General features: G+C 65.8%; 23 protein-coding genes. 10 read left to right on the top strand and 13 right to left on the bottom strand.

From position 1 onward, the window contains the following. Nucleotides 1-23: 23 nt before the first annotated feature. Nucleotides 24-779 carry a TerC family protein gene (locus ACOYR4_RS22415; protein ID WP_422848108.1) on the bottom strand — a complete coding sequence of 252 codons (756 nt, stop codon included), beginning with the start codon at nt 777-779 and terminating at the stop codon, nt 24-26. 521 nt (nt 780-1300) lie between these two features. Here ACOYR4_RS22415 and ACOYR4_RS22410 point away from each other — a divergent pair. Continuing rightward, nucleotides 1301-1747, top strand: coding sequence for a DUF3717 domain-containing protein (locus ACOYR4_RS22410; RefSeq protein WP_422848107.1), 447 nt, complete (start codon nt 1301-1303; stop codon nt 1745-1747). A gap of 47 nt (nt 1748-1794) precedes the next feature. Beyond that, complete coding sequence (locus ACOYR4_RS22405) at nt 1795-2100, top strand: putative signal transducing protein (protein ID WP_422848106.1); 306 nt, start codon at nt 1795-1797, stop codon at nt 2098-2100. Nucleotides 2101-2188: 88 nt separating this feature from the next. Here ACOYR4_RS22405 and ACOYR4_RS22400 read toward each other — a convergent pair whose 3' ends face one another. Together ACOYR4_RS22400 and purB are read right to left on the bottom strand one after the other, a co-directional pair. Then, nucleotides 2189-2749, bottom strand: a complete 561-nt coding sequence (locus ACOYR4_RS22400; protein ID WP_422848105.1) for a YaeQ family protein — start codon at nt 2747-2749, stop codon at nt 2189-2191. A 102-nt stretch (nt 2750-2851) separates the two neighbouring features. Continuing rightward, on the bottom strand, nt 2852-4231 hold the full coding sequence (purB, locus tag ACOYR4_RS22395; RefSeq protein ID WP_422848104.1) for an adenylosuccinate lyase: 1380 nt from the start codon (nt 4229-4231) through the stop codon (nt 2852-2854). Nucleotides 4232-4362: 131 nt separating this feature from the next. Between purB and ACOYR4_RS22390 the strand changes: the two genes are divergently transcribed. The 8 genes from ACOYR4_RS22390 (at nt 4363) to ACOYR4_RS22355 (ending at nt 11813) form a co-directional block, all read left to right on the top strand. Continuing rightward, entirely contained in the window at nt 4363-4977 is a 615-nt protein-coding gene (locus tag ACOYR4_RS22390; protein WP_422848103.1) for a glutathione S-transferase N-terminal domain-containing protein, read from the top strand. Nucleotides 4978-5081: 104 nt separating this feature from the next. Next, complete coding sequence (locus ACOYR4_RS22385; RefSeq protein ID WP_060985481.1) at nt 5082-5798, top strand: TetR/AcrR family transcriptional regulator; 717 nt, start codon at nt 5082-5084, stop codon at nt 5796-5798. Between the two features lie 213 nt (nt 5799-6011). Further along, nucleotides 6012-6596, top strand: coding sequence for a TRAP transporter small permease (locus ACOYR4_RS22380; protein WP_422848102.1), 585 nt, complete (start codon nt 6012-6014; stop codon nt 6594-6596). A 27-nt stretch (nt 6597-6623) separates the two neighbouring features. Continuing rightward, on the top strand, nt 6624-7904 hold the full coding sequence (locus ACOYR4_RS22375; protein ID WP_295936754.1) for a TRAP transporter large permease: 1281 nt from the start codon (nt 6624-6626) through the stop codon (nt 7902-7904). A 56-nt stretch (nt 7905-7960) separates the two neighbouring features. Beyond that, a complete protein-coding gene (locus ACOYR4_RS22370) occupies nt 7961-8965 on the top strand; it encodes a TRAP transporter substrate-binding protein (RefSeq protein ID WP_422848101.1) in 1005 nt (334 codons plus the stop codon). A gap of 81 nt (nt 8966-9046) precedes the next feature. Beyond that, the gene (locus ACOYR4_RS22365) at nt 9047-9955 is read left to right on the top strand and encodes a shikimate dehydrogenase (protein WP_422848100.1); all 909 of its coding nucleotides are present in this window, start codon (nt 9047-9049) and stop codon (nt 9953-9955) included. A 37-nt stretch (nt 9956-9992) separates the two neighbouring features. Further along, nucleotides 9993-10892, top strand: coding sequence for a VOC family protein (locus ACOYR4_RS22360; protein WP_422848099.1), 900 nt, complete (start codon nt 9993-9995; stop codon nt 10890-10892). 15 nt (nt 10893-10907) lie between these two features. Then, a complete protein-coding gene (locus tag ACOYR4_RS22355; RefSeq protein WP_422848098.1) occupies nt 10908-11813 on the top strand; it encodes a sugar phosphate isomerase/epimerase family protein in 906 nt (301 codons plus the stop codon). A gap of 12 nt (nt 11814-11825) precedes the next feature. On the opposite strand, the gene ACOYR4_RS22350 is transcribed toward ACOYR4_RS22355, so the two are convergent. The 10 genes from ACOYR4_RS22350 to ACOYR4_RS22305 all read right to left on the bottom strand — a co-directional run bounded on the left by ACOYR4_RS22350 (nt 11826) and on the right by ACOYR4_RS22305 (nt 21272). Next, entirely contained in the window at nt 11826-12281 is a 456-nt protein-coding gene (locus ACOYR4_RS22350) for a nuclear transport factor 2 family protein (protein ID WP_422848097.1), read from the bottom strand. A gap of 6 nt (nt 12282-12287) precedes the next feature. Next, nucleotides 12288-13070 (bottom strand): SDR family NAD(P)-dependent oxidoreductase, encoded by a 783-nt coding sequence (locus tag ACOYR4_RS22345; protein ID WP_209816833.1) that lies wholly within the window; start codon nt 13068-13070, stop codon nt 12288-12290. Beyond that, the gene (locus tag ACOYR4_RS22340) at nt 13067-13606 is read right to left on the bottom strand and encodes a DUF3833 domain-containing protein (protein ID WP_422848096.1); all 540 of its coding nucleotides are present in this window, start codon (nt 13604-13606) and stop codon (nt 13067-13069) included. The genes ACOYR4_RS22345 and ACOYR4_RS22340 overlap by 4 nt, the downstream gene beginning before the upstream one ends. A gap of 20 nt (nt 13607-13626) precedes the next feature. Continuing rightward, on the bottom strand, nt 13627-14919 hold the full coding sequence (locus ACOYR4_RS22335) for an MFS transporter (protein ID WP_422848095.1): 1293 nt from the start codon (nt 14917-14919) through the stop codon (nt 13627-13629). Then, nucleotides 14916-15449, bottom strand: coding sequence for a chalcone isomerase family protein (locus ACOYR4_RS22330; RefSeq protein ID WP_099732304.1), 534 nt, complete (start codon nt 15447-15449; stop codon nt 14916-14918). Before ACOYR4_RS22330 ends, ACOYR4_RS22335 begins: the two co-directional genes overlap by 4 nt. A 61-nt stretch (nt 15450-15510) precedes the next feature. Continuing rightward, nucleotides 15511-16734, bottom strand: coding sequence for a class I SAM-dependent methyltransferase (locus tag ACOYR4_RS22325; protein ID WP_422849697.1), 1224 nt, complete (start codon nt 16732-16734; stop codon nt 15511-15513). 23 nt (nt 16735-16757) lie between these two features. Beyond that, on the bottom strand, nt 16758-17585 hold the full coding sequence (locus ACOYR4_RS22320; RefSeq protein WP_422848094.1) for a DUF1365 domain-containing protein: 828 nt from the start codon (nt 17583-17585) through the stop codon (nt 16758-16760). Continuing rightward, the gene (locus tag ACOYR4_RS22315; protein ID WP_422848093.1) at nt 17582-18892 is read right to left on the bottom strand and encodes an NAD(P)/FAD-dependent oxidoreductase; all 1311 of its coding nucleotides are present in this window, start codon (nt 18890-18892) and stop codon (nt 17582-17584) included. Before ACOYR4_RS22315 ends, ACOYR4_RS22320 begins: the two co-directional genes overlap by 4 nt. A gap of 244 nt (nt 18893-19136) precedes the next feature. Beyond that, entirely contained in the window at nt 19137-19721 is a 585-nt protein-coding gene (locus ACOYR4_RS22310) for a glutathione peroxidase (RefSeq protein WP_422848092.1), read from the bottom strand. A gap of 339 nt (nt 19722-20060) precedes the next feature. Further along, complete coding sequence (locus ACOYR4_RS22305; RefSeq protein WP_422848091.1) at nt 20061-21272, bottom strand: HD-GYP domain-containing protein; 1212 nt, start codon at nt 21270-21272, stop codon at nt 20061-20063. Nucleotides 21273-21307 lie beyond the last annotated feature (35 nt).

The raw sequence follows: 21307 nt of genomic DNA, 5'->3' as shown, positions 1-21307 counted from the left end.
GCAATCCGCGTGAAACGGTCGGGTCAGTGCCCAGCCGGTGCAGAGCCGGCACTGGCGCGGCGAGCCAGGATAAACTTGCCCGTCAGCAAGACCAGCAGCGCGCCGGCCACACTCGCTCCGTACTTCACGACATTGGTCACTTCGCCGGTCACGCTATCGACGGGCATCTTGAGCATCCACTGCCACTTGTCAGGGTTGGCGAGGGCTGGGTCGGTGACCAGCATGCCGCCCGCAATCCAGCCCAGTAGCATGCCGCCCAGCGTGATGATGAGGGGAAAGCGCTCCATGAGCTTGATGACCAGCTGACTCCCCCAGACGATGATCGGGATAGAGATCAGCAGACCCAGCACTACCAGCAGGAACGAATGGTCGCCCGCATTCTGGGCCGCACCGGCAATGGCGATCACGTTGTCCACGCTCATGACCAAGTCGGCCACGATGATGGTCTTGATGGCGGCCAGCAGCTTGTCGCTGCCTTGCACGTCACCATGGCCGTCTTCATCGGGGGCCAGCAGCTTCACGCCAATCCACACCAGCAGAAGCGCGCCCACGAACTTGAGGAAGGGCAGTGCCAGCAAGGTCATCGCGAAGGCGATCAGGATCACGCGCAGCACGATGGCACCGGCCGTGCCCCAGATGATGCCCTTGGTACGCTGTGCGGGAGGCAGCTTGCGGCAGGCCAAGGCAATGACCACGGCGTTGTCGCCCCCCAGCAGGATGTCGATGATGATGATCTGGCCCAGTGCGAGCCAGAATTCGGGCGAAGCCAAAAAGTCCATAAATTCCTCAATGTCAGTGGCGAAACGAGGATACTGGCGCCACTGTAGCGCCGAGTCCCCCGCAGGGATAGAGGGCGGTGGGTGACCTGATCAAGAAAGGCTTGCACCTGTAGGGGTGCGGTGGCAAGCGAAGGGGCGGCCTTGATCAGCCCACGGTGGGCCCATCAAAGGTCTTGCTCAGTTCCACACGGGCTGGCTGTGTGTGAACCCGGACTGCCGGAAGCATGGCTTCGTATTGACGACAAATCCGATGCCTTGCGCGGGGCCAGCCCGTGTGACGGCGGGTCGGATGGCAGGGCGGGAGCTACTCCCCTTCGAGACAGCGATTGGAACATCCCCAGCGCGGCAGCGCAAGGGCCTGAGCGTTGTGGTTACTGCGTACGTCCGTGGGGGCTGGCGAGGGAGGCTGGGCGGGCAGACGGTGGATACCACCACTGCCAGCGTCCCTTGTGGCGGACCGCTATGATCCAGCCCCCTTCTCCTGCTGTACCGCTGCGCTTCTTCTCCATCGCCCCATTCCCATGGCTGCCATCCACATCACCGACATCGAAGCCGCCATCAATTACTGGCGCCAACGTGCGCCTGCGTCGGCCGAGGGGCTGGGCCTGGCGCCTGAGGTCCAAGCCCTGGGGGAGGTCTACGCGCTCATGGTCTACGGTCACACCACGGAGATCGACGAAGACAGCCTGCCTCCCGCTGCCATCGCGGCATGGCAGACCTGGTACGACACGACACCCGACACCCCCTGTATTGCCATTTGTTCCACCAGCCAGGGCGATGACCTGTGCAAAGGCTGCGGACGCACGTTCGACGAGGTGCAATTCTGGCTTTCGTTCACACCAGCAGAAAAGCGGGGGGTGTGGCGTCGCATCACGCTGGAGCACTCAGCCTGGCGGTTCAACCGGTATGCCGAGCGGGCGGCAGAAGGCGTGAGCACGCCGGCCGCTGCCAGCGGCAAGGTGGATTAGCGGATGATGGGCTATGCGCCGGTCCGGCAAACCGCTAAGGTGGCGCCATGCAGCGTCTGACCCAAGCCCCGAATATCGCGATCGCCACCTTGTGGGCGGACCTGCTGTGCGAGGCGGGCATGACCGCCTCTGTTCAGCGCCAGTACCTGGGCGCCGCTGCGGGCCACCTGCCGCCCGACCAGTGCCTGCCCGAGATCTGGCTGGACCATGAGGAGCATGTCGCCCGCGCACGGGCCTTGCTGCAGGAGTTGCAAGACCTGCCACAGCGCCACTGGGCATGTCGCTGCGGCGAGATGGTGGAAGGCGGGTTCGAGCAATGCTGGCGCTGCGGCGCTCTCATGCCACGTGAGTGACGGAATTGTTGAACTCGATTGCTATATATTTGATAGCTGTTTGGTTATATCTCACTGGCACTAGCGGGCATCTAGGCTCAGAATTCCCTTACTTCCAGCGCACCGGCTCAATATGGACGCTGCCCTGCGTGCTGCTCAGAGTGATGGCACCTTCCTGCACTGTGACCTGCAACTGCATGCTGCGCTCGGCCAGTTGTGCGAGCGCTTGCGAGGCCTCGGTCGGAATGCGCCACACCTGCAGCTTGTCCAGGCGCGAGAGCTTGCTCTCGATGCCTTTCCACCAGATTTCTGCGGCGTGGTTGAAGCAGTAGACGATCACGGAGTCGGCCTTGCTGCAGGCCTTGGTGAGCGGCTTGTCCTCAGGCTGGCCCACTTCGATCCACAGGCGCTTGCGGCCCGTGAAGTCGGTGAGGGATGCATCCGGATCATCCGGGTCGGACAGGCCCGCACCAAACGCCAATGTGGCGTCGCCATTGCACAGGTCATTGAGCTGGTGCGCCTGCATGGCCAGGGCCGCTAGCCGCACCATCATGCGCTCGTCGGTCTCACTGGGGTGGCGGGCCAGGGTGAGGGCATGGTCGGCGTAGTAGCCGTGGTCGATGTCGGCGATCTGGATATTCGCCTTGAAGATGGTGGATTTGATGGCCATGGGGTGTATCAAAAATAAGAGCTGCCAGCGCAAGCTCTTGCTTGCTTTGGCAGCTCCAGAGGTTTCAAAGGCCCACGCGATAAGCGCGGGTAGCTATCATTTTTATACGCGGCGTGCCAGCTCAGCCGCTTTGCCCACATAGCTGCCGGGCGTCATGGCCAGCAGGCGGTCCTTTTCGGCCTGGGGGATGTCCAGGGACTGGATCAGGCCGTGCAGGGCTTCGGCGGTCACGGTCTTGCCGCGTGTGACTTCCTTGAGCTTTTCGTAGGCGCCCTGCACACCAAAACGGCGCATCACGGTCTGGATGGGCTCGGCCAGCACTTCCCAGGCGGCGTCCAGGTCTTCGGCCAGGGCTTCTTCGTTGATTTCGAGCTTGTTCAGGCCCGTTAGCAGCGAAGCGTAGGCCAACGTGGCGTAGCCCAGGGCGACGCCCATGTTGCGCAGCACGGTGCTGTCGGTGAGGTCGCGCTGCCAGCGGCTGATGGGCAGCTTTTCGGACAGGTGCTTGAGCAGTGCGTTAGCCAGTCCAAGGTTGCCTTCGGCGTTCTCGAAGTCGATGGGGTTGACCTTGTGCGGCATGGTGGACGAGCCAATTTCGCCTGCCTTCAGGCGCTGCTTGAAGTAGCCCAGGCTCACATAACCCCAGATGTCGCGCGAGAGGTCGATCAGGATGGTGTTGGCACGCGCCACGGCGTCGAACAGTTCGGCCATGTAGTCGTGCGGCTCGATCTGGATCGAGTAGGGCTGGAAGGTCAGGCCCAGGCCCAGGGGTTCAGGCGTTTCGATGACCTTCTTGCTGAAGGCTTCCCAGTCAAACTCGGGCCAGGCGGACAGGTGGGCGTTGTAGTTGCCCACGGCGCCGTTCATCTTGCCCATGATCTTGACGGTGGCGATCTTCTCGCAGGCCGTTTGCAGGCGCATCAGCACGTTGGCCATTTCCTTGCCCACGGTGGTGGGGCTGGCCGTCTGGCCGTGCGTGCGGCTGAGCATGGGCACGTCGGCAAACGCGTGGGCCATTTCGCGCAGCTTGAGCATGATGCGGTCCAGGCCCGGCAGGATGACCTGGTCGCGGCCCGAGCGCAGCTGCAGTGCGTGGCTGGTGTTGTTGATGTCTTCGCTGGTGCAGGCAAAGTGTACGAATTCGGAGGCCTTTTCCAGCTCAGGACGGGCTTCGAACTTGCTCTTGATCCAGTATTCCACGGCCTTCACGTCGTGGTTCGTGGTCTTCTCGATCTCCTTGATGGCGGCGGCGTCAGCCTCGGAGAAGTTCTTGACCAGGCCCAGCAAGTAAGCACGCGCTCCGGTGGTGAGGGGCTTGAATTCAGCAAAACCTGCGTCCGACAGCGCAATGAACCAAGCCACTTCCACCTGCACGCGGCGGTGCATGTAGCCGTGTTCGCTCATGATCGGGCGCAGGGCGGCAAGTTTGGGGGCGTAACGGCCGTCAAGCGGCGACAGGGCGGTGATGGTGGACAGGCTCATGGCGCGCCATTGTAGGCGGGGCGGGTTGGCGGGGTTTGTGGGGGCGGCGCATCAGTCAGCCTCACGCCGGGTCGCTGTCGATAGAATCAAACCCGAATTGTTCAGCATCCCCGCGCACTGGAAGACACACCATGAAATTGATCGGAGCCACCACCAGCCCCTACGTGCGCAAAGTACGTATCGTGATGGCTGAGAAAAAGCTCGACTACCAGTTCGTGCAAGAAAACGTCTGGGCAGACGACACCCACATCTCCGCATCCAACCCGCTGGGCAAGGTGCCCTGCCTGGTGATGGAGGGCGGCGAGGCCGTGTTTGACTCGCGCGTCATCGTGGAATACCTCGACACCCTGTCGCCCGTGGGCAAGCTCATCCCCTCCCAGGGCCGCGAGCGCGCAGAGGTCAAGACCTGGGAGGCCCTGGCCGACGGCGTGATGGATGCCGGTATCCTGGCCCGCCTGGAGGCAACCTGGGTTCACCGCAAGGACAGCGAACGCAGCCAGGCCTGGATCGACCGCCAGTTGCTCAAGGTGAACGATGGTCTCAAGTCCATGAGCCAGGGCCTGGGCGACAAGCCCTATTGCAGCGGCATCCACCTGAGCCTGTCCGACATTGCGGTCGGCTGTGCTTTGGGCTGGCTGGAGTTCCGTTTTCCCGAGATCGCTTGGCGCAACGAATACCCCAACCTGGGCAAGCTGCTCGACAAGCTGATGCAGCGCCCCAGCTTCGCGGACACCAAGCCTGCCTGACCTGTCGCGGGGCCACTGAGAGGCTCCGGCGAGCCCGTCCTGCCGCAGAGTGCGGCGGGTCTTTGTGCCGTTCGACCCTCCGCTTGCCGTATGCTCCCGGGCGTATGAACGAGATGGTTCAAAACCCACCCCCAGGCGCTGGTACCAGGGCGACCCGCCAGCGCGCCGCACGCGAGGCCGCAGCCACCCCGGGCGCCGACCGGGTGCGCGTGAACGACCCGGACCGCACCATGGCCAACATCCTGCAGGTGGCCACGGCAGAGTTTGCGGACAAGGGCCTGGCAGGGGCGCGCATCGACGAGATTGCGGCACTGACCAGCACCAGCAAGCGCATGATCTATTACTACTTCGGTAGCAAGGAAGGTCTGTACGTGGCGGTGCTGGAGGATGCCTACCGGCGCATCCGCCGCATCGAGTCCGAACTGCACCTCGAAGACCTGGCGCCCGAGCAGGCGCTGCGCACCCTGGTCGGCTTCACGGTGGACTACCAGCTCGCCAACCCCGACTTCATCCGCCTGGTGATGAACGAGAACATGCACCGGGGCGAGTACATCACCCAATCGGCCACGATCCAGGAACTGAACATCCCGGTCATCCATGCCGTGCGCGATGTGTACCAGCGCGGCGTGGCGGCGGGGGTTTTTCGTCCGGATGTGGACCCGGTCGATCTGCACATGTCGATCTCCGCCCTGTGCTTTTTCAACGTGGCCAACCGCCACACCTTTGGCGCGATCTTCAAGCGCTCGCTGGACACGCCTGCCGCCACGGCGCAACGCCGTGAATCGATCATTGAAATGATCGTGCGCTTTCTGCGGCCCTGATTCGCATTTCTCCGACGCATTGCGCGCCTTGACCGTGCGGTGCTCCCGGACATCGGAGCCGGGGGCGCTCTGCGTCTGGCGCCGTGCGTCCCTGCATTGCAGCCTTTCCCGCATGGCCTGACCGCCGCCAACGAGCAGGGTTTGCACCTAGATCAAATACTAACCAGTTCGTACAAAATTTAAAAACAGCAACCGATAACGACTGGAGACACCATGCTTGCACTGGCCGATCGCTGGCTCGGGCGATACACCCGCGCACTCGACATGCTTTCCGGCCTGTGCCTGGCCATCATGGTGGTGCTGGTGTTTGGCAATGTGGTGTTGCGTTACACCGCGAACTCGGGCATCACGGTGTCCGAAGAGCTGTCGCGCTGGCTGTTCGTGTGGCTGACGTTCATGGGAGCCGTGGTGGCTTTGCGGGAGCACGGACACCTGGGTACCGACGTGCTGGTGTCTCGCCTGCCTGCGGCGGGCAAAAAGGTTTGTCTGGTTCTGGCGCAGGTCGCCATGCTGTATGTCTCCTGGCTGCTGCTCAAGGGCAGTTGGGCGCAGATGGTGATCAATGCCGACACCGAAGCACCGGTCACGGGGGCATCGGTGGGCATCTTCTACGCGAGCGGTGTGCTCATGGGCGGGTCGGCCATTGCCATCCTGCTGCGTGATCTGCTGCGCACGCTGTTGGTGCCGCTGAGCGAAAACGAACTGGTCATGGTGCAGGAGAGCGAAGAACTCGCGGCGCTGCAACACCGCGCGGAAGACGCCAGTGCCACCCCTCCCTCGGTAGGCCCGCGCCGCTGATCCCCCTTTTGCACTGGAACGCGCACCATGACCGTCACCATCTTCCTGGGCTCCCTGCTGCTTGCCATGGCGATCGGCATCCCCATCGCTTACGCGCTGCTGATCTGCGGCGTGGCGCTGATGTGGCATCTGGACCTGTTCGACGCGCAGATCCTGGCGCAAAACGTGATCAATGGCGCGGACAGCTTTCCGCTTCTGGCCGTGCCTTTCTTCATGCTGGCGGGCGAGATCATGAATGTGGGCGGGTTGTCCAAGCGCATCGTGAAGCTGGCGCTCACCGTGGTGGGCCATGTCCCCGGCGGCCTGGGCTATGTAGCCATCATGGCGGCCGTGATCCTGGCGGCAGTGTCGGGCTCAGCCGTGGCGGATGCGGCGGCACTCGCGTCGCTGCTGCTGCCCATGATGGTGGCGGCTGGACACAACAAGGAGCGCTCGGCGGGCCTGATTGCCTCTGCCGGGATCATCGCGCCGGTGATCCCGCCCTCCATCGGTTTTGTGATCTTTGGCGTGGCCGCAAACGTATCCATCAGCAAGCTGTTCCTGGCGGGCATTGTTCCTGGCGTGCTGCTCGGGCTCTCGCTGGCCGTGACGTGGTGGTGGCTGGTGCGGCGCGAGAACGTGGCGCCGCCCAAGCGCGCCACGCGCGCCGAGCTGCTGCTGGCGCTGCGCGAAGCCGTCTGGGCCCTGGGCCTGCCCATCATCATCCTGGTGGGCCTGCGCATGGGCGTATTCACGCCGACAGAAGCCGCTGTGGTGGCCGCCGTCTACTCGCTGTTTGTCGCGATGGTGGTGTACCGCGAGTTGACCCTGCGCCAGCTGGTGGAGATCTTCCAGACCTCTGCACGCACCAGCGCCGTGGTGATGTTCCTGGTCGCTGCCGCCATGGTGTCTGCCTGGCTCATCACCGTGGCCGATCTCCCGTCTGCGGTCATCGGCATGCTGGAGCCTTTCATGGGCAACCAGACGCTTTTGCTGATCGCGATCATGGTGCTGGTCATGGTGGTGGGCACCGCGATGGATATGACGCCCACCATCCTCATCCTCACGCCCGTGCTGATGCCGGTGGTCAAGGCAGCCGGCATTGACCCGGTGTACTTCGGCGTGCTGTTCATCATCAACAACGCCATTGGCCTCATCACGCCACCCGTGGGCACCGTGCTCAACGTGGTAGCCGGGGTAGGCCGCATTTCCATGTCGCAGGTCACCCGGGGCGTCATGCCGTTCATGGTGGCGCAGTTCATCGTCATGTTCCTGCTGGTGCTGTTCCCGTCCATCGTTCTCGTGCCCTTGCGCCTGCTGGGGGGCTGACCCGCCCCTACTCGCCTACCGTTTCTGCCTGCCCAAAAACCCAAGGAGACCATTCCATGAAGCTGCTCAAAACCCTGCTCGCCACGGCCCTCATCGCCGCATCGCTGCTGCCCGCTGCGCACGCGCAGGAGCGCACCATCAAGTTCGCCTTCCAGAACCAGAAGGACCACCCGCAGGCCCAGGGCGCGCAAAAGTTTGCCGACCTGGTGGCGGCCAAGACCAACGGTCGCATTGCGGTCAAGCTCTTCCCCGGCGGCACGCTCGGCGGCGACCTGCAGACGGTGTCGGCGCTGCAAGGTGGCACGGTGGAGATGACGGTGCTCAACGCAGGCATTCTCTCGGCCCAGGCCAAGGAATTCGGCATCTACGACTTCCCGTTCCTGTTCGCTACGCCCCAAGAGGCTGATGCCGTGACCGACGGCCCCTTCGGCAAGAAGCTGCTCGACAAACTGCAGACCAAGAACCTGGTGGGCCTAGGCTACTGGGAGCTGGGCTTTCGCAACCTCACCAACAGCAAGCGTCCCATCACCAAGGCGGAAGACATTGCGGGCCTCAAGATCCGCGTGATCCAGTCGCCGATCTATATCGACATGTTCAACGCGCTGGGCGCCAACGCCGTTCCCATGCCGTTCCCCGAGCTGTACACCGCCATGGAGCAAAAGGCCGTGGACGGCCAGGAGAACCCGTTCTCCACCATCCTGTCGTCCAAGTTTGCGGAGGTGCAGAAGTACCTGACCGTCACGCGCCACATGTACAACCCCCAGGCCGTGATCGTGAGCAAGAAGTTCTGGGATAGCCTGAACCCTGCCGACCAGAAGGCGCTGACCGACGCCATGGCCGAGGCCACCACCTTCCAGCGCGGTGTGTCGCGCGTGCAGGCCAACGTGGCGCTGGAAGACCTCAAGAAGGCCGGCATGCAGGTGTCCGAGTTCTCGCCCGCCGAGCTGGACAAGCTGCGCGCCAAGGTCAAGCCCGTGGTCGAAAAGCACAGCGAAAAAGTGGGCGCCGAGACGGTGAAAGAGGTCTACGCCACGCTGGCCAAGCTGCGCGGCGGCAAGTAAGCCCCACGCTGCCCTCCTCGCACGGCCGCCCATGGCCTGGCCACGCCCGGCCGTGCATTCACCCCGTATTCCGCCCGCCCCATGAGCACCCAGTTGCTTGATCCCCCGGTCACCACACCCACGTCCGCCATGCCATCCACAAGCCCCCGCAAGGTGCTGATCGGACTGATCGGTGCCGGCATCCAGAAGTCGCTGTCGCCAGCGCTGCACGAAGAAGAAGCGCGCCACCACGGCATGCGCCTGCACTACCAGCTCATCGACCTGGACCGCTCTGCTTCGTCGGTGGAGCATCTGCCCACGCTGCTGTCGGCGGCACGCATCATGGGCTACGCCGGCTGCAACGTGACCTACCCCTGCAAGCAGGCCGTGATCCCGCACCTCGACAGCCTGTCCGAAGAAGCGCGCGTTATGGGCGCCGTGAATACCGTGGTTATCCGTGACGGACAACTGGTGGGGCACAACACCGATGGATCGGGCTGGGCCTGGGGCTTTACCCGCGCGCTGCCCGGCGCCGACCTGCGCCGCGTGGTGCTGCTGGGCGCAGGCGGTGCGGGCGCTGCGATTGCCCATGCCGTGTTGCGCCTGGGCGCCGAGCACCTGAGCATCGTCGATGCACAGCCCGAGCGCGCAGCGCAACTGGCGGCCGACGTGAATGCGCTCTACGGCGTCCGGGCCGAAGCGGCTGACATCCAAGCGGCCATGGCACAAGCCACCGGCCTGATCCACGCCACGCCCACGGGCATGGACAAACTGCCCGGCCTGCCGCTGGACGTGGCGCTGCTGCGACCTGCAATGTGGGTGTCTGAGGTGGTGTATTTCCCGCTCGACACCGCGCTGGTGCAGGCCGCGCGCGCACTGGGCTGCCGCGTGTCGGACGGCGGCGGCATGGCCGTGGGCCAGGCTGTGGGCGCGTTCGAGCTGTTCACTGGCGAGGCGCCCGATGCCGCACGCATGGACGCGCATTTCCGCCGCCTGGTCAGCACGCACTGATGCCACTGCCCGCTGCAACCCCCAAGGAGCCGACACCATGAGCACCCCGATGATGGCCGCCCGCGAAGCGCTGGGCGAACTGCCCAACCCCCTGGGCCTGCAGGGCGTGGAGTTCATCGAATACGCCACCAGCCGTCCGCAGGCCCTGGGCCAGGCGCTGGAGCGTATGGGTTTTCAGCCCGTGGCGCGCCACCGCTCGCGCGAGGTGCTGCTGTACCGCCAGGGCGACATGAACATCATCGTCAACGCACACCAGGATGCCGAGCGCACGGGCCTGCATGCGCCGCCCGCGCACACCGAAGCCCCCGTGCTGGCGGCCGTCGCATTCCGCGTGGGCAACGCCGCCGCAGCGTTCCGTCGCGTGCTGGAGCTGGGCGCCTGGGCTGTGCACACCGAGGTCGAGGTGATGGAGCTGAACATCCCCGCCATCCACGGCGTGGGCGCGAGCCGCATCTACTTTGTGGACCGCTGGAAAGAGTTTTCCATCTACGACGTGGACTTTGTGCCCATCCCCACCGTCACCCCCCGCCCGCCCGCGCTGCAGGGCCTGCACCTCTTCGGTGTGGTGCAGTACATCGGTCTGGGTCGCGCGGCGGACTGGATCCACTTCTACAGCGAGCTGTTCGGCTTTGCCGAGCTGGCGCCCAACCAGTCGTTTGGCGTGCTCACCCATGGCCGCATCCTGTCCAGCCCGTGCGGCACATTGCACTGGCAACTGATTGAGCCGCAGGTCGATGCACTGGATGCCGACCCCGAGGAGCTGCTGCAGCGCGTGGCCTTTGGCACGCCCGACGTGCTGGCCACCGTGAATGCACTGCGTGCGCGCGGCGTGGAGTTTGTGGAGTCGCCCACCGGCGTGCACACCGGCACGCGTGGCGCCCTCACGCGTGCCGATGCGGCATCGCCCAGCTTCGAGCTGGTGCTCGACGCCCGCTGAGCCTGGAGACTGCCCATGCGCCGATCCACCATGCAACGCAACGTCGCCGACTTCGGCATGGACACCATCAGCCTGGCCGGGCCGCTGGAGGCCAAGCTCGCTGCCGTCCAGGCCGCAGGCTTCGGTCAGATCATGCTGGCCGCGCGCGACATCGTGGGCCACCCTGCGGGCATCGAGGCCGCTGTGCACGCCGTGCGCAACAGCGGCCTGCGCGTGACGGGCTTTCAGGTGCTGCGCGATTTTGAAGGCCTCTCAGGCCACCTGCACAGCTACAAGGTGGACATTGCCAAGCAGATGATCCTGATGGCGCGCGACCTGGGTGCGCCCGTGCTGCTGGCCTGCAGCTCCACATCGTCACACGCCACGGCCGACGCCGATGCCATTGCACGGGACCTGCGCAAGCTGGCCCTGCTGGCGTTGCCGCACGGCATTCGCGTGGCGTTTGAAGGCCTCTCGTGGGGCCGCCACATCAACGAGGTGCACCAGGCCTGGGCGGCCGTGGAGCAGGCCGATTGCCCCAACCTCGGGCTGGCCATCGACTCGTACCACCAGTTCGCCACCAGCACGCCGCTCTCGGCCCTGGAGAATGTGGACCCGGCCAAGATCTACCTCGTGCAGTTGTCGGACTTCATGTGGCAGGAGACGCGCACCGTGCAGGAGCGCATCGAGACCGCGCGGCACTTTCGCGTGTTCCCTGGCGAGGGCGTGCACAGCCAGGCGCTGGCTGAGCTGGTGCGCACGCTAGACGGCATGGGCTACCAGGGCGACTACAGCTTTGAAGTCTTCAACGACGACTACCAGCAGCTGCCGCTGCCCTATGTGGCGCAACGCGCATGGAACAGCGCGCTGTGGCTGGCCGAAGGCGTGCTTCAGCGCGCCGTGCCGCTGCCGGGGCACCCGCGCATCCGTGCAGCCGCATGAGGGCTTGCACTGTTAGCTATTGGCGCGCTTCTTGAGCCAGCGCATCAGCGCGCCCACTACGGGCAGCTTCTCGTACAGCTCTTCGGCGGCATCCCAGTAGTCGCGGTGCAAGGTCACCTGGCCCTGGGCGTCCAGCACCAGGTGCGAGGCGCCGCGCACCGTCTGCGTCACGCCCTTGTGGAAGTCCTTGAAGGCGAACAAGAAGTCCCAGGTCAGAAAACACTGCTGCCCCTGCACCACGCGGCCCGTGACCGCAAAACGCGGCTGCTCCAGGGCCTCGAACATGTGGGCAAAGATGCCCTGGATGGCAGGCACGCCCACCACCTCGTTGAACGGGTCCTTGAAGCGCGCCTGGGGCGCGTAGAACTGGCCGATCGTCGCCACATCGGCGGGCGACAGGTTTTCAAAAAACGCAATGACGCGCGTGACGGCTTCTTCGGTAGCGGGGGCGGTGTAAGGGGGTTGCATGGAAACTCAGAGTCCCGTGAACTTGCGGACGGCTGGAAAGTACCACCGGTACGGCAGCAGCCGCAGCAGCTTCATCACGCGCGTAAAGCGCTTGGGGAAGTGAATATCGAACTGCCCGCGCGCCCAGCCCTGCAGGATGGCGTCGGCTGCCGCTTCGGGGGAGATGAGCGCAGGCATGGTGAAGTCGTTGCCCGCCGTGAGCGGCGTGGCCACAAAGCCGGGGTTGATCACGCTCACGCCCAGGCCCAGGTCGTGCAGGTCCAGGTACAGCGCCTCGGCCAGGTTGATGAGCGCGGCCTTGGTGGGCCCGTAGGCCAGGCTCTTGGGCAGGCCCCGAAACCCCGCCACGCTGCTGATCAGGCTCACATGCCCAGGGTGCCCCGTCTGGGCCGCAGTGAGCATGGCGGGCAGCACGGCGGCCAGGACATGCAGTGCGCCGTTGTAGTTGATCTGCTCGTGGCGCAGCATCACGGTCAGGTCGAAGTCGGTCGCGCGCATGTCGCGGTAGTAGCCCGCGCAGTAGCACACCAGATCGGGCGCGCCGTCCGCCAGCACCTGCGCGGCGGCGGCTTGTACCTGGGCAGGTTCAGCCGTGTCAAAGGCCAGCGCCGTGCTGCCGGGGTGCTGAACCACAAAGGCGTTCAGCGCATCGCTGCTCCGGGCCGAGACGATGACTTGCGCGCCGCGCGCATGCAGCGCTGCCGCCGTGGCCCGGCCAATGCCGCTGCTGGCCCCGATGAGCCAGGCCCGGCGGCCTTTCCAGTCGCGCAAGGGAGGGTTGAGTTTCATGGTGCGCGCTTGGTGAAGGACAAGGTGATCTCGCCCAGCCGCACGCCGAACTTGCTCATGGTGGCGCGGTTGAGCATCACGCGGTCGTCGATGAGGTACATCCAGTCGTCCAGGTCCACGTTGTAGACCTTGCCGTCCACGGGCAGGGCCAGCGTGTAGTTCCAGCGGAAGGCGTTGCCGCGCGTCTGGCCATTGGCCGTGCCCACCACATCGTCGGCGGTGCCGGTGTAGCGGCCGTCGGCATGCTTCGTCAGGCGCCAGATGCGGCGCTGCGTGGTGCCGTCGGAATAGGTGAAGGCTTCGTCCAGCACGCCCTCGTTGCCCTTCCAGCTGCAGTCCATCACCACGGTGAAGCGTTTGACGATCTGGCTGCTGCGGTCCTGGAAGATGCCGTATGCGTCGATCTTGCCGTTGAAGTACTGGGCCAGGTCCAGCACCGGTTTTTCGCTGGCGTAGCCATCGAGGTTCTGGCTGGCGCAGCCGGACAAAACCACAGGTGCGGCCACGGCGGCGGAGAGGAGAAGGCGTCTTTGCATGTTGGGCATCCCTTGAAAAATCAGGCACTGGCCGCGCCGCGCGCAGGCCGAAGCACCAGCCAATACAGCGCCGCCGCTGCCAGCAGCTTGAGCGCGCAGGGCAGCACGGCGTAGGCCAGCCCCAGGGTGTGCAGACCGTCGTCGCTGCGTGTGCCTGGCGTGTAGCCCCACCAGCCCAGCAGCGGCAGCGCCAGGCCTGCGGCCAGCGCCAGGTTGAGCTTGGTGGCAAAGTTCCACCAGCCGAAGTACGCGCCCTCGTGCTGGCCGCTGTCGCCCTCGGCGGCAATCACGCCAGCCAGCAAGGCGCTGGGTAGTGCCAGGTCGGTGCCAAGGGCCAAGCCCGACAGCGCGCAGACGATGAGGAATGGCACCACATCGCCCGCACCCAGGAACGTAGTCCACACGAACACGCCAATCGCCAGCAGCATGCCGGCCAGCCAGGTGCGCGCCAGGCCCCAGCGCGCCACGGCACGCAGCCACAGCGGGATGGACAGCGCCGCGCAGACGAAATAAGCGGCCAGGAACATCGGCTCCTGCGCGGGCGGGGCCTGCAGGCGGTCCTGAATGAAGAACAGCACCAGCGTGGCGGGGATGGCGCTGGCAATGCCGTTGAGCATGAACACCGCCAGCAAGCGGCGGAAGGCGGGCCGCCCCCAGGGCCGCCACAGGCTGGCACGTTGGGGCGGGCGGTACACGCCGGCCACGGCGCCTGTGTGGCCTGTGGGGCGCGGGGCGCGCGTCCATGCCCACCAGCCCAGCAGCAAGGTGAACGCAAACACGCTGAGCATGACCGGCAGGCCCAGCAGTGAGGGCAGCACCGAGGCCGTCACCACGCCCACCAGCGCTGCGCCCTCGCGCCAGGCCACGATGCGGCCGCGCTGCAGCTCGTCGCCGCCCAGACGCGCACCCCAGGACTGGTGCGCAATGCCCAGCTGGCTGTAGGCGGTGTAGGTGATGAGCAGCGCCACCAGCGCCCAGGCGATGAGCGCGTCGGCCCCGCGCACCTGCGGGAAGAACAGGCTGGTCAGCCCCAGTGCCAGCACCACGGCAGACACCGCGCCCACAGCCAGCACGGCGCGCACCGAGCGGCCAAAAAGGTAGTCCGACAGGCGGCCCAGCAGCGGGTCGGACACCGCATCAAACAGCCGCGCCGCCAGCAGCACCGACCCCAGCGTGGCCAGTGGCATGCCGAACTCGCGCGCGTAGTGGTTGGGCAGCAGCACATACAGCGGAAGTGCGACGAACGCCAGCGGCAGGCCCAGCAGCCCATAGGCCAGGCCTTGGCCGGCGCGAATGGGCGTGTGGGTAGTCATTGCTGCCCTTGGCCCGCCGTGCGGGTGGCGGCGATCAGTTCTTGCCGCAGTCCAGGCTCGGAGGTCTGTGGCGACAGCCAGATGCCGAAGAACAGGCGCGAGAACTCGGCGTCGGGCACCTCGCCCACCACACGCCCGCCCATCTTGAACACGGCGCCCGCGCCGGGCTGGTACAGGCCGAGCAGCCGGTCGCCCGCCTTCACATCTGGCAAGGCGGCGGCCAGCGCCTGCTGCCAGCGCGTGGCCTGCTGGGGCGTGAAGCTGCCCACGCGGCGCATCTCCTCGATGGAGCGCTTGGCGATGGCGTCCGCCGAAAAGTCACGGTGGTAGGTCAGCTCCAGCGCCAAGGGGTGGGCCGCGTAGTTGTCGGCATCAAAGCCGGGCTGCACCCACAGCCGCGCGCGGTAGATCTCAAACCCCAGAAAGCGCAGCACGCCCTGCCCCACCAACCGCGCACCCGACAGCGGGGCTGCAGCGGCGGCGCTGGCCTCTGCCACCTGCGCCAGCGCGGTTTGAGGTCCAAAAGCCATCAAAGCGCTAGTGAATATTGCGGTAATAGCTATGTTTTTCATAGCAATTCTCGGTTTTTGATCAGTCCTTGACCAGCGTGTACTGCACCAGGTCGATGTTGCTCATCGCAAACGCCGCTTCGCAGTACGCGAGGTAGAACTCCCAGATGTGCATGAAGCGCTGGTCAAAGCCCAGCTGCAGGATCTGCGTGCGCTGCGCCAGAAAACGCTCGCGCCAGCGCTTGAGGGTTTCGGCGTAGTCCTGGCCGAACGCGAACTCGTCCACCACGCGCAGGCCTGCGGCCTCGGCCTCGCGGCGGAACTCGCGCGGGCAGGGCAGGCAGCCGCCGGGGAAAATGTATTGCTGGATGAAGTCGGTGGAACTGATGTAGCGGTCGAACAGGCTGTCGTCGATGACGATGCTCTGAATGCAGGCCTTGCCGCCGGGCTTGAGCAGGCGGTTCACCGACTGGAAGTAGGTGGGCCAGTATTCGCGGCCCACGGCCTCGACCATCTCGATGGAGCAGATGGCGTCGTACGGGCCGTCCTGGATGTCGCGGTAGTCCTGCAGGCGCAGGTCGGCACGTTCGGCCACCCCCTGCTGCGCCATGCGCTTTTGCGCAAACGCGAGCTGCTCGGTGGACAGCGTCACCCCCGTCAGGCGGGCGCCGAATTCGACGGTTGCCATCTCGGCCAGCGCGCCCCAGCCGCAGCCGATCTCCAGCACCCGGGAGCCGGGCTCCACCCCCGCCATGCGCAAGGCGCGGCGCACCTTGGCGTGCTGCGCGGTGCGCATGTCGCCGCCTGCGTCGCCCTCGAACCAGGCGGACGAATAGTTCATCGTGTCGTCCAGCCAGAGTTCGTAGAACGCATTGCCCAGGTCGTAGTGGGCGTGGATGTTCTTCTGGCTGTTGGCGCGGGTGTTGCGGTTGAGCAAATGCTTGATGCGGTACAGCAGGCGGCCCGCCCAGGTGCCGTAGATCACGCCTTCGACCTGCTGGCGGTTGGCGATGAAGAGCTTGAGCAGGTCGGTCAGGTGCGGCGTGGTCCAGTCGCCCGCGATGTAGCTCTCGGCAAAGCCGATGTCGCCCGACTTGAGCGCGGCGCTGCACACGTTCCAGTTCTTGAGCGTGATCGCGGCCGAGGGGCCGTTGCCGTGGCCGAAGTGCTGCAGGGTGCCGTCGGGCAGCTGCACCGTGAGGTGACCGTGCTGCAGCTTTTGCAGCAGCTTGAGCGCCGTGCGGGCAGCAGCAGGGGTGCCGGCGGGCAGGGCTTGGGCAGAGCGGGGGGCGGTGGTGGAGTTCATGGCGGTCTCGTTCGTCATGGAAATCAACGGGTCACAGCGGCGGCGGGCGCCTCGGGCTTGCGGTGGAAACGCACGCGCTTGAGCCACAGCTGCAGCGCGTGCCAGTGGATGCGGGCGATGATGGCCAGCGTCATGGCCGGGTAGCCCCAGAGCGCCTGGCGCAGGGTCTGTGGGGTGATGGCCTGCAGGGTGCCGCTCACGCTGGTCTGGATGAGGGGGCCGGTGTCGTCGTCGTGGTCGATGCGCACCACGGTGCGGCCTGCGTCCTGTGCACCGGCCTTGGTACTGGCCTCGGTGCGCATGAAGCGGAAGCGGTAGCCGCCGCTCACCTCGCAAAAGGGAGACACATGGAACACCTTGCGCGCCCGCTGTTCCACGCCGTACTGCGGCGCGTCCAGCAGGTAGCAGTGGCGCTCGCCAAAGGTGTTATTCACCTCGACCACGATGGCGCGCAGGTGGCCGTCCGCCCGGTGGCAATACCAGAAGCTCACGGGCTTGAAGGTGTAGCCCAGCACGCGCGGGTAGCAGTGCAGCCAGACCTCGCCCGTGGCGTCGGTGATGCCTTCGGTGCGCAGCAGCTCGTCCAGCCACGCCAGCGCCCCGCCCTGCGCGGCACTGCGGCCGTCGCCGTGGTCCACATCATGGAAGCTGATGGCGCCGCTGCGGTTCACCGCCAGCGGCGTGTGCGTGCCAGTGCGCGTGCTGGTGTGTGTGCCGCTCAGGCTGCGCATCGGCAGCATCAGGAAAAACGTGGGGTAGGCAAACGCGTGCCGCCGGGGCCGCAGCCGCGTGTGGCGCACCAGGCCGAAGCCGATGAGGGGCGCTGCGGATGGGGCTGGGGCGTGGCTCACGCGGCCTCCGCCAAGGGGGCTGGCAGGGCCGCCCGCAATTGTTCGGCCACGGCCAGGCCAGATTTGAGCCCGTCCTCGTGGAAGCCGTAGCCCGTCCAGGCGCCGCAGAACCAGGTGTGCTGCTGCCCTTGCAGCTTGCCCACCTGCTGCTGCGCGCGGATGGCGGCCATATCGAACACCGGGTGGGCGTATTCGTAGCTGCCGATCACGTGCTCGGGCGCAATGTCACGCACCGGGTTGAGCGACACCACCACGGGCTGCGCGAACGGCACGGGCTGCAGCTGGTTGATGAGGTAGTGCAGGCACACGCGGGCCGACTCTCGGCTGCGCTGTTGGGCGCGCTCATAGTTCCACGCGGCCCAGGCGGCGCGGCGCTGGGGCAGCACCGACGTATCGGTGTGCAGCACGGCGCGGTTGGCCTGGTAGCGGATGGCGCCGAGCACGGCGCGCTCCTGGGTCGTCGGCTGGGCCAGCAGCGCGAGCGACTGGTCAGAGTGTGTGGCCAGCACCACCTTGTCAAAGTGTTCGGTGCGGTCTGCAGTCACCACGCGCACACCGGCGGCGTCGCGCTCAATGCGGCGCACGGGGGTGTTCAGGCGCTTGTCGGCAATGCTCGCCACGATCTTGTCCACATAGTGGCGCGCGCCGCCGGACACCGTCCACCACTGCGGCCGGTTGCTCACCTGGATCAGGCCATGGTTGTGGCAGAACCGGATCATGGTGGCCACGGGGAACTTCAGCATCTGGTCCGTGGGGCAGCTCCAGATGCAGCCCAGCATGGGCAAGAAGTACCAGTCGCGGAACGCGTCGCCAAAGCGGTGCTCGCGCAGGAAGTCTCCCAGGGGCTGCATCAGCGCGGCCTCGGCCTGCTTTTCGGCAATGCGCGTGCACAGCTTGTTGAAGCGCAGCAGGTCGCGCAGCATGCCCAGAAAGCGCGGGTTGACCAGGTTGGAGCGCTGGGCAAACACGGTGCTGAGGTTGGTGCCGCTCCATTCCAGCGCGCGGCCACCGCCCAATGCCGCGGGCACCTGCACCGAAAACGACATGTCGGATTTAGCCGTCTCCACGCCCAGCTCAGTCAGCAGGCGGATCAGGTGGGGGTAAGTGCGCTCGTTGAACACCAGAAACCCGGTGTCCACGCCGTGGGTGACGGGGGTTCCCGACGCATCGGGCAAGGTGACATCGACGGTGTGGGTGTGCCCACCGAAGTAGTCGCCCGCCTCAAACAGCGTGATGTTCGCCTGGCCGCGCAGCTGGTGCGCGACGGAGAGCCCGGAGATGCCGGAGCCGATGATGGCGATTTTCATGGCCGGCCCCCTCTGGCCGGCGACTGGAATAAAAAGGTTGCGAAGCGTCCCGAAACGAATAAGAGAGGGAGGGAGGAGAAGCGCTCCAGGAGGTCAGTCGGAACCCAGGGGCCCGAAAGGCTTCGCAACGTTAAAACTGTACGCCGCGCAATCGTCTTGCGCAATGGATAGAGTGGGGCCGCTGCGGCGAAGTTCCAGAGGGCGCCTGTATTTTTTTTCAAGAAATGTAAAGAAGTCATGGCGCTTACCGGGGAGTAGGCAGGGCGAGCTGCTGTTCGATGGCACGCACAAGGCCCTTGTTGTCCGGCCCGGTCAGGCTGGAGTAGTTGTCCACCAGCTTGCCGTCGCGGCCCAGCAGGTACTTGTGGAAGTTCCAGCGGGGCGCCGTGCCCGACAGCTGGGCCAGCTGCTGGTACAGCGGCGAGGCCTCGGGGCCTTTCACGCTGCTCTTGGCAAACATCGGAAATTTCACGCCGAAGGTGTTTTCGCAGAAGTCGGCGATTTCCTTGTTGCTGCCTTTTTCCTGGGCAAAGTCGTTGGACGGGAAGCCCAGCACCACCAGCCCCTTGTCCTTGTAGCGGGCATACAGCTCTTCCAGCCCCTTGTACTGACCGGTAAAACCACAGAAGCTGGCCGTGTTGACCACCAGAACCACCTTGCCGCTGTATTGGCACAGCGACTGGGGCTTTTCGTCCTGCAGGCGCGGGAAGGTGTGCTGCAGCGTGGCCGGGCATCCGGCAGGCGCGTCGGCCGCCTGGGCGGCGGGCGCCAGCGACAGCCAGGCCCCCAGGGCGGCGGCGGTCGAGAGAAGTCTTGTCAGGCGTTTCATAGGACTTTGGGCAGTGAGTGCAGCCAATTTAACCATTTCATCATTTTTTGTCCACATGAGTTTTTATTTGTACTGAATGGTTTACGTGGCGCACACGCGTTTGGATTCAGATTTCGAGAGGAAACGGGACGCGCGGGGGCAAAAGGCGGCCGCGCAGTGCCACCGGCACCAGCCCATGGCCCGGTAGGGAAGGAGGGGATACGGCGTCAGCCCCTGTGACGGACGGCAGGAGCCACGCATGGGGCGACGCTCCATGCACGTATCAGAGGGGAGGCGTAGCGCTCTGCAGACAGCGGCGGCGCGCGGAAACTGGGAGGGATTTCAGCGCCCTCCCAGGCGTCAGACCATCTGCAGCAGGCGGTCCAGCGACAGGTTGACGCGCACGTCCTTGAACGCCACCACGCCGGTGACCTTCCAGGGCGGCATGCCCGTGTCGCGGGGGATGGGCTCGCCCGTGGCCATGCCGTCGCGGTTGGTCACCACAGCCACACGGGGGGTGGTGGCTGTGGTGCCCCGGCGGATGACCACGCCCACCTCACGGCTGGCCAGGCGCACAAAGGCACCCGGGGGGTAGACGCCCAGCGTTTTGACGAGGGCGGCCCCGGCCTCGTCCACTTGGTGTTCTTCGTCGTAGTAGCTGGCCTGCATGGCGGCGGTGACGGGCATGGGCAGCCGCGCCGCCCGGGGGGCCAGGCGGGCGCCAAAAATGTCGGCACGCTGCAGCAGGCGCGCCATCTGCTGGGCTTCGGTCTTCTTGGACAGCGGCCCGGGCGTGCGGTGGTGGTGGCAGCGCACGGCCTCCAGCCACACCGGGTCGGCCACGCCCAGGTGGCGCAGCAGCGCCTCGGACCGCGCCGCATGGTCTTCCACGGCCGCGATCTGGGTCGCGGTGAGGGGCTGGGCCTGCAGCACCAGCTGGTCCTGCAGCTCGGTCATGGCGATGTTCATGCTCAGCGCCGCGTGCCCCAGTTGCTGCACGCGGCTGCTGGGCCAGCGCAGCATCTCGCGGGCGACCACCATGCACACGCAGCTGACCAGCATGGAATGCGTGGCGCTGTACATGCGCGTTTCCTGGGCCGACAGGTAAATCAGGCCCAGCAACGTGGCGTCGGGGGTTTGTTCGCAATGGCGCGCCAGCTCGTCGTGCAGCGCCTGGAAGCGCCCGCCAAAGTCGCTGGGCGACGGAGCGCGCAGCAGCTGCGTGGCGCGCAACTGCAGTTCGGGCCAGTCGGGCAGGGTCTTGCCCGCACGCGCGGCGGCCGCAGCGGCGGCCTGCTCGCCCGCCGTCATCTTCATGGCGGCGATCTCGCCCAGGTTGGTGTCGGCGATCAGCATGCGCTGCAGCTGCGCCAGGTAGGCGCGGTGGCTGCCGCCGGATTCGTCGGTGTCCACGCACAGCTCGCGGCCCCGTTCGACCAGCTTGGCCAGCTCGTCGCGGGTGCGGATCACATAGCCCTTTTGCGCCAGCAACACGCCATCGGCCCCCCGCAGCACAAAAGGCAAGGGGTGGCCCAGCTGGATGGATTCGATGTTCAGGCTGACGAGGTTCATGGTGCGCGTTGCATTATCCGACGGCTACCCCCCGC

Source organism: Acidovorax sp. M14, assembly GCF_049331375.1.
GTDB lineage: Bacteria > Pseudomonadota > Gammaproteobacteria > Burkholderiales > Burkholderiaceae_C > Acidovorax.
The sequence above is the reverse complement of the archived record's forward strand: the minus strand, read 5'-3'. Positions and strand labels throughout refer to the sequence as shown.